This is a genomic window from Thermogemmata fonticola, assembly GCF_013694095.1.
Lineage (GTDB): Bacteria > Planctomycetota > Planctomycetia > Gemmatales > Gemmataceae > Thermogemmata > Thermogemmata fonticola.
The window spans coordinates 439,839-451,660 of sequence record NZ_JACEFB010000001.1 but is presented as its reverse complement, the minus strand read 5'-3'; the positions used below and the strand labels follow the sequence as shown (position 1 = coordinate 451,660).

9 protein-coding genes are annotated in these 11,822 nt (G+C 58.8%); all 9 read left to right on the top strand.

Annotation, left to right across the window (positions count from 1 at the left end):
* Nucleotides 1-118: 118 nt before the first annotated feature.
* The 9 genes from H0921_RS01625 to H0921_RS01585 all read left to right on the top strand — a co-directional run bounded on the left by H0921_RS01625 (nucleotide 119) and on the right by H0921_RS01585 (nucleotide 11,639).
* Entirely contained in the window at nucleotides 119-940 is an 822-nt protein-coding gene (locus H0921_RS01625) for a succinate dehydrogenase/fumarate reductase iron-sulfur subunit (protein ID WP_194536269.1), read from the top strand.
* Between the two features lie 66 nt (nucleotides 941-1,006).
* Nucleotides 1,007-1,513: a hypothetical protein gene (locus tag H0921_RS01620; RefSeq protein ID WP_194536268.1), complete on the top strand. Its 507-nt coding sequence runs from the start codon at nucleotides 1,007-1,009 to the stop codon at nucleotides 1,511-1,513.
* Between the two features lie 269 nt (nucleotides 1,514-1,782).
* Nucleotides 1,783-3,015 carry a S1C family serine protease gene (locus tag H0921_RS01615; protein ID WP_194536267.1) on the top strand — a complete coding sequence of 411 codons (1,233 nt, stop codon included), beginning with the start codon at nucleotides 1,783-1,785 and terminating at the stop codon, nucleotides 3,013-3,015.
* A gap of 151 nt (nucleotides 3,016-3,166) precedes the next feature.
* The gene (locus H0921_RS01610) at nucleotides 3,167-3,382 is read left to right on the top strand and encodes a hypothetical protein (protein ID WP_315851823.1); all 216 of its coding nucleotides are present in this window, start codon (nucleotides 3,167-3,169) and stop codon (nucleotides 3,380-3,382) included.
* Between the two features lie 233 nt (nucleotides 3,383-3,615).
* A complete protein-coding gene (locus H0921_RS01605) occupies nucleotides 3,616-4,788 on the top strand; it encodes a hypothetical protein (protein WP_194536266.1) in 1,173 nt (390 codons plus the stop codon).
* A gap of 171 nt (nucleotides 4,789-4,959) precedes the next feature.
* Complete coding sequence (locus H0921_RS01600; protein ID WP_194536265.1) at nucleotides 4,960-7,134, top strand: WD40 repeat domain-containing protein; 2,175 nt, start codon at nucleotides 4,960-4,962, stop codon at nucleotides 7,132-7,134.
* 244 nt (nucleotides 7,135-7,378) lie between these two features.
* Nucleotides 7,379-8,560, top strand: coding sequence for a flavodoxin-dependent (E)-4-hydroxy-3-methylbut-2-enyl-diphosphate synthase (ispG, locus tag H0921_RS01595; protein WP_194536264.1), 1,182 nt, complete (start codon nucleotides 7,379-7,381; stop codon nucleotides 8,558-8,560).
* Between the two features lie 341 nt (nucleotides 8,561-8,901).
* The gene (locus tag H0921_RS01590) at nucleotides 8,902-9,627 is read left to right on the top strand and encodes a response regulator transcription factor (RefSeq protein WP_194536263.1); all 726 of its coding nucleotides are present in this window, start codon (nucleotides 8,902-8,904) and stop codon (nucleotides 9,625-9,627) included.
* A gap of 35 nt (nucleotides 9,628-9,662) precedes the next feature.
* Complete coding sequence (locus tag H0921_RS01585; RefSeq protein WP_194536262.1) at nucleotides 9,663-11,639, top strand: sensor histidine kinase; 1,977 nt, start codon at nucleotides 9,663-9,665, stop codon at nucleotides 11,637-11,639.
* The last annotated feature ends 183 nt before the right edge of the window (nucleotides 11,640-11,822 follow it).

Here is an 11,822-nt window from a genome sequence, read left to right as displayed (position 1 = left end):
GATACGCGAAGGGGGAACGACGCGGGAGAATCATTGTTGAAAGTTGGGGCAGGTCGCCAGCCGCTGGCACGGTCGGCCCTGCAGGTTGCAATTACCGCATCTAGGGAGGAATCGTCTGATGCCGCAAGCGCTGTTTCGCATCTGGCGCGGAGAACGGGGGCAAGGCCAGTTCCGGGATTATACCGTGGAAGTCGGGGAAGGGATGGTCGTTCTGGATGCCATCCACCAGATTCAAGCGACGCAAGCGACGGACCTGGCCTGCCGCTGGAATTGCAAAGCGGGCAAATGCGGGTCCTGCGCCGCCGAGGTCAACGGCATGCCGCGGCTCATGTGCATGACCCGGCTCAGCGACTTTCCCCCCGGCGAACCGATCATCGTCGAACCGATGCAAACCTTCCCCCATGTGAAGGACCTCGTCACGGATGTTTCCTGGAACTACGAGGTGAAAAAGCGGATTACTCCCTTCCGCCCGCGGCCGCCGGATGCCCCCGATGGCACGTGGCGCATGAGCCAAGAAGATGTGGACCGCGTCCAGGAGTTCCGCAAATGCATCGAGTGTTTTCTCTGCCAAGATGTCTGCCATGTCTTGCGCGAACATCACAAACATGAGGAATTCATCGGGCCGAGATTTCTGGTCCACACTGCCGCTCTGGAGATGCACCCCCTCGACACTGCCGATCGCATCGCCGCCCTCAAACGCGAGTTCCACATCGGCTATTGCAACATCACGAAATGCTGTACCAAGGTTTGCCCAGAACAGATTACGATCACGGATAATGCCATCATTCCGCTCAAAGAACGTGTCGTCGACGAGTTTTACGATCCGGTTGTCAAGTTGATCCAACTGGTATTCCGCCCCCGCCGGAGTGGGACAGCGGATTCCCCCTCGCCGGCCGCGCCACCCGCTTCCGCTTCTTCCGTTCCGGCATCTTCGTCCTGATCCTGCGGTTACTCTGGAAGCCCCAGAAGGCCGGCGGTTGGATTTCATCCTCGTGGAGGTTCACTCATGTGGACTCTCAAACGCTTACGGCCCGAAGCCATCCCTGCCGCCCTGGAGAAAGCCGAACGCTATCGTCTCCTCAACCAACCGGAATTAGCGCAAAGTATTTGCGAAGACATTCTGGCGATTGACCCGGATCATCAGGAAGCCCTGATCACCTTGATCTTGGCGATTACCGACCGCTTTCAGGAACCGCGTCCTCCCTCCCCGCGCCAAGCCCGAGAATTGCTCAGTCGACTCCAAGGCCCCTATGAGCGGGCCTATTATGCCGGCTTGATTGCCGAACGAGAAGGCCTGGCGTGGCTGCGCTCAGATAAACCTCATAGCTCTCAACATGCGTATGCTTGTTTTCGGCAGGCTATGGAACATTACGAAACGGCGGAGGCTCTCCGTCCTCAGCAGAATGACGACGCTATCCTTCGGTGGAACACCTGCGTCCGCATGTTGCTGGCCCATCCCGACCTCGCCCCACCTCCCGAAACGGCGGAAGCGACCTATAGCCTCGAAGATTGATTCTCCTCAACGAGCGGTACCACTGGTTTTGGATCCCCTCCCACTTTCATCCCTCCAGCAGCGGCGGAGGGCAAGGAGGAAAATCAATCCCCGCAGGTGCGGTATCGAAAATTTGGGCTGCAACCATTCCACTATCAGCAAGTTCGAGCTGGGATGATATAGTGACTGTGCCATCTATCCCTACTGTGACGGCGATGAGTCGACGATAGGAGTGGCTCTGCCGCGTGGGAATCCGAATAGGGAGGACCTTCGAGGAAGGAGACGAGGTCATGATGAGTTTGGGAAATGATCAGGGGCCCGGTTGGCCTGGAGGACGCCGGCCCGTTTCGACTTCGGGTTTGCCCCCCAGCGCCTGGCTGACGTTTTTGCTGGTGCTGCTTTTCCTCGCCGGGCTGTTCTTTTGGGTAGGGATGCGTCTCTATCGCTGGGCGGTTCCCACGCCGCCGCTGCTCAATCCCCAAGCGCAGCCGCGGCAGGTGACTCCCCGCGAGGGTCTGGATGCTGAAGAACAGGAAGCGGTCGAGCTGTTCAAGAAGGTTTCGCCCTCGGTAGTCAACGTCGATACTGTGGCTAAAGTCAAGCGGGCACCGTGGGATGATCGCATCTTTGAGTTTAAGGCCGGTACCGGTTCAGGGTTCATGTGGGATGACGAGGGCCGGATGGTGACCAACTTCCACGTGGTAGCCGAGGCATACAGCCAACCCCACTTGGCTCTGCGTGTTGTGCTGGCCGACCGCTCCGCCTACGACGCTGTCATCGTTGGAGTGGCCCCAGATTACGACTTGGCGGTGATCCAATTCGCGCCGCACGACTTTCCACCCCGAAGCAAAATCCGCAAGATCGAGCTGACCTCCTCGGAGGATCTGCAAGTGGGTTACAAAGCCTTCGCCATTGGCAACCCCTTTGGGCTAAGCCTAACGATGACCAAAGGGATCATCTCCGCCCTGGGCCGGGTCATCGATTCTCCCGCCGGGACGCCGATTCCCGGTGTGATTCAGCACAGCGCGGCGATCAATCCGGGCAACTCTGGCGGGCCGCTGTTGGATCGTTTCGGGCGGCTCATCGGAGTCAACACTGCTATTACGACGCCGAGTCAGCACGGCGGCAATGTTGGCATCGGTTTCGCCATTCCTTCGGATACCGTCAACGAAGTGGTGACGCAACTGATCCGCACCGGCCGGCTTCTCCGTCCGGACCTGGGTATCAAGCTGTACGATCAGCGTCGCTTGCGTCAAGCGGGATTCGACCGAGGTGTCATGATTGCTCAAGTCATTCCCGATGGACCGGCGGATCGCGCCGGCCTACGGGGTATTCGCCGCAATCCCCGCACCGGCTTGCTCGAACCCGGCGACCTGATTCTGGCCATCAATGGTCAACCCGTAGATAACATCGAAGATTACGAGCGTCTCTTGCGCAGCCTCAAGCCCGGCAGCATAGCCCGCCTCACGGTGGAGCGGGGGGAACGCACTTTCGAGGTCGAAGTGATCGTGGGGGGAACCTGAACGGACGCCCATAGAAAACCCCAAGATGCAACACGAACCTGTACGCCCCTTTTCTCCTTCATCTAGCGCCCGTCCCCTTGCCGATCCCTTTTGTACCGCTAGAGTTACATCGGGTGCTACGGCATAGTCTCCCAGGTCATGAGTCCCGGCAGTGTCGCTAGCGAAGGGTGTAGCCATGATCTCCAGCACCACCTCTCCCCCCGCCTCGTCGGCTGATGTGGATCTGATCGAGGAATTGCGCCTGCGGCGTTGGGCACGGGAAAATTACGTTCCACCTCAGCAGCGGGACCCGAATTGGCATCCCATCATCCTCGAAGAAATGCGCCGCAAAGATGACGAAGTGAATGAACCCATCCTCGTCACCTGAATTATCCCTCTGATAAGTATGTGTTCAGCTTAGGTGGACCCCTGCCGGTCGGTCCAAGTGAGCGGCGCTTGCTTTTGCCCTTCCCGTGGATCGTCTTTTGCCAAACCTGACCCGCCTCTTGAGACGACATAATCCCTAGCCCTCCGCCAGGAAGTACGGCCTCACGGTCAAGAACAGCGCGGGGAGTCCCGACCTTCGTCTGGCCGCGGAGAAAATCGAGGAGGAAAGGGCGCATGGGTTTCTTTTCCGGTCGGGCGGCCTTTATCCGCTTCCGAGTGCTAAATGCACCGCCGCAGATCTTCGGGGAGGAACATTTGCAACGGCTGGCTGCCCATGCGGCTGGCCGTCAACGTGTGGCTTCCGCCGATGGAATCGAAATCGGGTGGACCGCCGGGGAACATGTTTTGGATACGGACTTTCAGCCGGCGAAAAACATCGTCAACGACGCTCTGGTGTTCGATCTGCGTGTGGATACCGACCGCCTTCCTCCCGACTTGTTGCGCGCCTACACCGCCATCGAATTGCTGGCCTTGAGCCGCAATAACCCCAGTGGTTTCCCCAGCTTGCGGCAGAAGCGCGAGGCCAAAGAGGCCGCCCGTGCTCGTCTCGAGGAGGAAGCCAGGGATGGACGCTTCCGCAAGCGCAAGTGCTACCCGCTGCTTTGGGAACGACTGAGCAATGAGATCTGGTTCTCCTCGACAGCCGCCACGGCGATCGACCGCATGGCCGGCTTGCTGGCCCAAACCTTCGACCTGACCCTGGAATGCATGACAGCGGGACGGCGTGCCTACCATTTGGCGGAGGTCCATGCCCGTACTCGGCAAGTGGACGACTCCGCTCCCAGTCCCTTTGTTCCCGGAATCACGCCGGCCTCGCTGGCCTGGATCGTCGATGAACGCAACCGCGACTTCCTGGGAAATGAATTCCTCCTCTGGCTCTGGTTCTACACCGACACCCGCGGCGACACCATCACCTTAGCGGACCGCTCCGAGTTAGCGGTGTTCCCCTCGCAGACATTGACCCTCGAATGCCCGCGGGGACAAACAGGACTGGAAACGATCCGCAGCGATGCGCCGACGCGATTACCCGAAGCCCGCCGGGCCGTACAAGCCGGGAAACTCCCCCGAAAGCTGGGGTTGACCCTTGTCCGCCACCAGGAACAGTACGAACTCACCTTGCATGCCGAAAATCTCGCCCTGTCCGCGATCCGCTTGCCTCCGTTGCCCGACGACATCACCGATCCGCAGCAGATGCGCCAAGAACGCGTGACGCAACTCCGCCACCTGGTGGAGAGCTTGGACTTGCTCTACGATGCCTTCGTCCAACGGCGGCTTACCCGTGAATGGGAGAAAGAGTTGCACGCCATGCAAAGCTGGCTCAAAAAGGAAGAGCGTCGCGCCGCCTGATCCCTCCTCTTCCCGCCCCAATCCTCTTTGAGCGTTTCCCCATCCGAACCGGCTTTTCCTGCGAGATGATTTCGCGCTGTATGCCCTCTGCTGCATTGTGAGAGGCAAAATACGGAGTAAAATGCGTTATGTGCGCTGGCATCCCAACTTAAGGTTTTCGAGTGAAACTCGATGCTTCCCGATAATCTGGCATACTTTGAAACGGTGCAGAACCCGCGGAATTGCTTCAACGACCCCGACTTGCAAGCTGGGGAAGTGGTGACGAATTCCCACGGATTACCGCTAGCGTGCACGGGCAACTTTGCCATCGTCTTTCGTGTCACCACACCATCAGGGGACTGGGCGGTCAAATGCTTCACGCGGGACATTCCCAATTTGCAGCAACGCTATCATGCCGTATCAGAACACTTGCGGCAGCGCCATTGCCGCTTCCTCTTGCCGTTTCATTACCATCAACAGGGCATCCGAGTGCGGGGAACCTGGTATCCAATCGTCAAGATGCAGTGGGTCAACGGTTTGACACTGCGAGATTTCATCGATCGTTTTCTGGAGAGAAAACGTTATATCGAAGCCATCATGTATTCATTGTATGCCGCCAGTGTCGATATGAGGAAAAAGCATATTGCTCATGGCGATCTTCAGCATGGAAATATCATAATTGCAAATTATCAAGATAAAGGAAAAACAGGGTATGTTCTTCGTCTAGTCGATTATGATGGGTTGTGGGTCCCGGCATTGAAGAAAGTGATTCCGTCGGAGTATGGGCACCGGAATTACCAGCATCCGGGCCGTCCCAAATACTATGGTCCTTTGGCCGACCACTTCTCCCTGCTTGCCATTTACACGGGGTTATGTGCCCTCCGCTGGAATCCGCAGTTGTGGCGGGAATACAACAACGGGGAAAACATTCTCTTTACCGAAAAGGATTACCAGCAGCCGGAACTTTCTCCCTTATTCCAACTGCTTTGGCGTGGCTCCGATGATAAACTCCGGCATCTGATTGGCCATCTGGTTTTATCCTTGTACACGTATGTGGATCAGGTCTTACCCTTATCCAGGGTTGTCCGTTATCCCCAACCATTAGCCGAGCCGGAGGTCTTACCTCTGGAACCGCACCAACTTCACTTAATCGAGAGAGTCCTTAACTTCAATAACTTCACCCGCACAGATAAATCTGCTTTGGGATCCTCTCGGGAGGTGCTTTCCTCCTCCGCATCGGTTGTATCTTCCTCGGCATCGCCGTACCACCTATCGTCATCCCCATATCATTTGAACACACCGCTGGCCGCCCTTCGCCCCCTTCAAGATCCGACTGCTTCTGCGTCGGCCTCTTCGCCCTCGGCTTCACCGCCCCTCTTGACTACGACACCTTCTGCCGCTTCCGCCGGTTCCGGGAGTCCTCCCGGATCACCCCCCGTTGTTTCGTCTCCTCAGGCGAATACTCATGCCAGGGTGACAGTCCGGCTGAGGCGGACGCTCTTGGGTCATAAGGGCAAAGTTTACGCGCTGACCTTCAGCCCCGCGAGTTCCGCGCTAGCTTCCGTCGGTGCTGATGGCATCATTCGCCTTTGGGATCCCGGTAGCGGCCGAATGCTCCGCCACGTCGACACCTCCGGTTTCATCGCTACAAGCTTGGCGTTTAGTCACGACAGCCTCTGCCTGGTGGGCAGCGGCTCGAAGGGTACGATCCAGGGCTGGGATACCATCGATTGGCAGTGCAATCTTCTGTTCCAGGCTCATACCGCTTGGGTCAACCACGTCTCGTTCCTGGGACAGACCCGATGGCTGGTCTCCGCGGGGGAAGATGGCTTGATCAAAATCTGGGAAAGCAGCACAGGGCAGCTCGTAGCCGCTTTGACGGGACATAAGGGGGAAATCTGGGGTGTTGCGACCACTGCCGATGGCCGCCATTTGTTATCGGGCGGGAGCGACCAGACAGTGCGGGTTTGGGAAATCGCCAGCCAGCGCCAAGTCCATCGGCTGGAGGGCCATACGGGCCGCGTTTGCTGCGTCGCCCTCAGTCCCAATGAGCGTTGGGTAATCTCCGGCGGCTGGGATGAGACCGTGCGTATTTGGGACATCACCAGCGGCCAGCCAGTCTCCGTGATTGGCCGGGATGTCGGGCGCGTCCACAGTGTGACTCTGAGTCGAGATGGCCAATGGTTGATTTACGGAGGGGACCAAGGCAAGATCGCGGTTTGGGATTTCTCGTCGCTCACCCGCGTGCTGCTACTGGAGAATCTGCCGGCTCCGATTCTGGGAGTCGCCCTCAGTCCGGACCAACGCTGGCTAGCGGCGGCGGGAGCCGATGGCAGCATTCTCCTCTGGGAATGGTCCACCTCTTGATGGCGTCACACGGGCGGTTTGGGATACTCTGCCAGCTACGATTATGCTCTTGTCCTCAGTTGCGTGGAGAGGTTCCAGCCCCTGCCGTCGTCTTCCCGTGCATGCCTGTAAGCGCGTATTCTTTTCCAACGGCTGCGTCTCGTACCTTTTCTGCTACTACCTGGAACGGCCGGCGGAGCGGCCGTGGCATTTCCTATAATGCGTTTGAAGGGAACAAGTCCGGACTCCTCAGCGGGGATCGCTCATGGGACGATTCCAATATTCGCTCCTGGAACAGGCACCACGCCTGCCTGGCAAACCGCGCCACAAGACGCGCGAGGTGCGGATTGGTTCCGTGGTCATCGGCGGGAATCATCCCATCGCCGTTCAATCCATGACGACCACCGACACGCATGATGTTGAAGCGACAGTCCAGCAGATTCAGGCTTTGGAAGCGGCGGGCTGCGAACTCGTGCGTGTCACAGTCCCCAAGCCGGAAGATGCCCACGCCTTGACGCGGATTCGCGAGCGGATCGGCATTCCCCTCATTTGCGACATCCATTTCGACTACAAGATGGCATTGGCCGCGTTGGACCATCCCATCGATAAGATCCGTATCAATCCCGGCAACATCGGCGGACCGGAGCGCTTCCGCCAGGTGGTCCGCAAGGCGAAGTCCCGCGGCATTCCGATGCGCATTGGCGTGAACGCGGGAAGCCTGGAGCGAGACTTATGCGAAAAATATGGCTTTCCTTGCCCGCCAGCGATGGTGGAAAGTGCCCTGCGTTATATCGAAATGGCGGAGGAAGAGGGGTATCATGACATCGTCGTCTCGCTCAAATCCAGCGACGTGCTGGTAGCCGTAGAGGCTTATCGGCTCTATGCCCAGTTAGCGGACTATCCCACCCACATTGGCATCACGGAAGCAGGGAAGCCACCATATGCCGTGACCAAATCGGCGGCTGGCCTGGCTCCGTTGCTCCTCGATGGAATTGGCGATACCATCCGCGTCTCTCTCTTGGGGGACCCAGTACCGGAGATTGCTGCCGCCTTCGATATCCTGCAAGCCACGCAGCGGCGCGTCCGCCGCCCCGAGTTGATTGCTTGCCCGACCTGCGGCCGATTGGCCATCGATCTGGAAAAAATCGTAGCCGAACTGGAAAAGCGCCTGCAAGGCAAACGCCTGCCGGTCAAAATCAGCGTTCTCGGATGTGTCGTCAATGGCCCTGGTGAGGCCCGCGAAGCGGATATTGGCATCGCCGCCGGTAACGGTAAAGGCATGATCTTCCGCAACGGCGAAATCATCCGCCGGGTGGAAGAAGCCGAAATTGTGGACGCCCTGATGGAAGAAATTGCCCGTTGGGAACAGGAAAACCAGCATCGCCTGGCCAAACAGACGGACGTGGAGGGACTGGGTCGGCGCCGCTTGCCTTTGATTTCGACCTGAACTCCGCGTTGCCTTCCCAGTTTGAAGGTAGTCTTCTCTGCGAGGCTGGAGCACGGCAGAACGGCGGCCCATTTCTCTCCACGTCCATCGTCCAGATTCGTTGGATGGGCTAATTTCCCAGGTTTTTAGGCTGAGAACCCTGTGGGGAGGGTCGGATTTCCGCCGAAGCGGGGCGATTTCCCTCGTGAGGCAGGCTATCCAGAGGCTGAGCGGTCCAGTTTCTGGCAGAGTTGCCCCCAGCGTTATGGCTGGCTGCGATTCTCATATTCCCCTCATCGAGGTTGGATTATCGTGTAAAGGGAGAGGACAAGTGGGTGACAAGTCTGGAGAGGGTCCGAGCCGTGCGCATACTGCTTGTGGAAGATAGTCCGCACATTGTCAAAGCGGTCCGCCAAGGGTTGGAGGAGGAAGGATTCGCCGTCGATGTGGCAATGGATGGCGAGGAAGGCGACATCAAATGCCGGACGACCTCGTATGATGTGGTCATTCTGGACATTATGTTGCCTAAGATCGACGGTTTGACTCTGCTCAAGCGTTGGCGTTCTGCGGGGATCGACACCCACGTGCTTCTGCTGACCGCGAAAACGACCACCCACGACAAAGTGGCGGGGCTGGACACCGGGGCGGATGACTATCTGACCAAGCCGTTTGAATTTGCGGAATTGCTCGCGCGGGTCCGTGCTCTGATTCGGCGGCAGCACCAACAGAAAGACCCTGTGCTGCGGTGTTATGATCTAGAGATTGACACGGCCTCCCGCACAGTACGCCGGGCCGGCAAATCGATCCACCTGACGCCACGAGAATATGCCCTGCTGGAGTTCTTAGCCTACCACAAAGGCAAGGTCGTAACGCGCAGCATGATCTGGGAACACCTGTATGATGAATATGACGAAAATACCTCGAATGTGGTCGATGTCTACATCCGCTATCTGCGGAACAAAATCGACAAGGGTTTCGATCCGCCGCTGATACTGACGCGCTGGGGTGAGGGATACATGCTGCGGGGTGAAGAGTCTCAGGAGGATGGGGGCCAGACCACGACGGCATCCAGTCCTGCCACGCGTTGAGGAGGCCGGAGGACTACCCGGTGGCTTGACAGGTTATGCGTTCGATCCGCCGCTCTTTGACGTTGTACCTGTTGCTTTTGGTGGCCCTGATGCTGGCCGGGGTGTGGTTCGTCATCGACCAGGCGGCGATGCAGGCGTTTGCAGCGCGGGAAGAAGCCGGACAGCACCTCATCCTGTCCCGTTACGAGGAGAATGTCCGCCGGGAACAGGCCCAGATTGATCAGATTCTCTTCGACAAGGCGCGCGAGCTGGCCAATGTCATGCAGTTGCATTACGGCCAGAGCTATGAGATCGAAGCGGTCAAATTCCCCACCGTGACAGCGGTCAGTCCCCTGATGTTTCTGACGTCGCAGCCGGGTCTCTGGGCCGTTCCCACATCCGGGAGTGTCCCGGTACTCCCCGTGCCAACCGGCGGAGGTGGTTCGCCCCCTTCTTTGGGGAGCGGCGCAGGAGGGAGCGGTCCGCCGGCTGGGGGGGGAAGTCCGCCGCTCGTCACCTTCCGCCGGCCTCTGCCACATCACTTCGCTTGGGTGCAATTCTACTTCGGCAATCTCCCGTTGCCGGAGGAGTTCATCCAGCACTTCGATGACGATAAAGGCAGCAGCGATTACTTCCAGATCAACACGACGGGTGGTCGAGAATGGCGTTCCCGTTCCTTGGGGAGCCGCAAGTTACCCTTCAACCCCAGCGACCTGGAAAGCCGAAGTTCGAGCGGCGGAGATGCTCAGCGTCTTGTGGAGGCGGAAAATCTGATCGACTGGACATTCGGGACGGTAGAGTTGCAACCGGATGGTGAGAAAGTGCGGCGGGTGGTCTATAAGGTGCCGTATTTTCTACGTTCGCCGCCACGGCGGCGCGATTGGCCGCAGCGATCCTTGCTCGGAGCTTGGGGAGCGTGGGCGGCAGCAGGCGGCATCGGCTTGCCACCGGCCGCCTCCGGGACGGCTGGCTTGCCGCGCATCTACGTCCAATGCGCCCGGCCAGATCGGGAGATTCAACACCGCCTGCAACAACTCGCCGAGGAACGGGACCGCGAACTGGCGGAGCTGACCGCCGACATCGAAGCGGTGCGCCATCAACTCCGCCAACGGATCGCCGGTGTCGGCCTTGTAGCTTTTCTGGCTGTGGCGGCTGGCGGACCCCTACTGGTCGGACGGGGATTGCGACCCCTCGGCAAACTTTCGGATGCTGTCAGCCGGGTGTCCGAAAAAGATTTCAAACTCCCCCATGACGGTTCGGACCTGTCGGCGGAGCTGGCGCCGATTCACGCCCGGTTGACCCAGACCCTCGACCTCTTGCGCCGAGCCTTCGCCCGCGAAAAGCAAGCGGTGGCAGACATCTCCCACGAGTTGCGCACTCCCATCGCCGCCTTGTTGGCTACGCTGGATGTCGCCTTGATGAAGCCGCGCGATCCGGAACAGTATCGCACCTGCCTGCAAGAATGCCGCCTGATCGCCCGGCAGTTGGGTCAACTGGTCGAACGCATCATGACCTTGGCGACACTCGACGCCGGAAACGACCGTTTGGATATCGGCCCCGTGCAGGTTCACGAACTGGCTTCCGCTTGCGTCGCGGTCATTCGGCCGCTCGCCTCCACGAATCAGATCACGATCGATTATGACGTGCCCTCGGACTTGGTGATGGAAACCGATGCCGGAAAGTTGCGCGAAGTGCTCACGAACCTGCTCCATAATGCAGTGGAGTACAATCGGCCAGGGGGATTGGTGGAACTATCTATCTGGACTCAGCAACACGAGGTGATCGTGCAGGTCCGCGATACCGGGATCGGGATGACGCCGGAGGTCATGGAAAAGATTTTCGAGCGCTTCTACCGGGCGGATGCCTCCCGCCATGCCGCAGGAGTCCACGCCGGCTTGGGATTGGCCATTGTCAAAGAATATGTCGAACGTCTAGGCGGCACGATTGAGGTGGAAAGCCAGCCGGAAGTCGGAAGCACATTCCGCCTTCGGCTGCCGCGCCAGTGGACCTCTCGGCAGCAAACAGACGGCTGATTCCCTCAACATCAGCCCCATCCTACTTTTCCTTCGCAGCTGTTCCATCCATGTTCATCCTCTCTCCGATGCGAAATGAGACCGCAGCGGCTGCAAAGCAGTAAGGCGGGGCAAGGGCGACACTTTTGCGCTTCCCCTCCGTGATCCCTTCCGCAGGCGCCATAAGATGTCCCTAGTCCGGTG

Excerpts from the sequence above, each read along its gene's own strand:
- H0921_RS01625 (WP_194536269.1), top strand. The coding sequence starts at position 119 with ATGCCGCAAGCGCTGTTTCGCATCTGGCGCGGAGAACGGGGGCAAGGC.
- H0921_RS01620 (WP_194536268.1), top strand. The coding sequence starts at position 1,007 with ATGTGGACTCTCAAACGCTTACGGCCCGAAGCCATCCCTGCCGCCCTG.
- H0921_RS01615 (WP_194536267.1), top strand. The coding sequence starts at position 1,783 with ATGATGAGTTTGGGAAATGATCAGGGGCCCGGTTGGCCTGGAGGACGC.
- H0921_RS01605 (WP_194536266.1), top strand. The coding sequence starts at position 3,616 with ATGGGTTTCTTTTCCGGTCGGGCGGCCTTTATCCGCTTCCGAGTGCTA.
- H0921_RS01600 (WP_194536265.1), top strand. The coding sequence starts at position 4,960 with ATGCTTCCCGATAATCTGGCATACTTTGAAACGGTGCAGAACCCGCGG.
- ispG (WP_194536264.1), top strand. The coding sequence starts at position 7,379 with ATGGGACGATTCCAATATTCGCTCCTGGAACAGGCACCACGCCTGCCT.
- H0921_RS01585 (WP_194536262.1), top strand. The coding sequence starts at position 9,663 with ATGCGTTCGATCCGCCGCTCTTTGACGTTGTACCTGTTGCTTTTGGTG.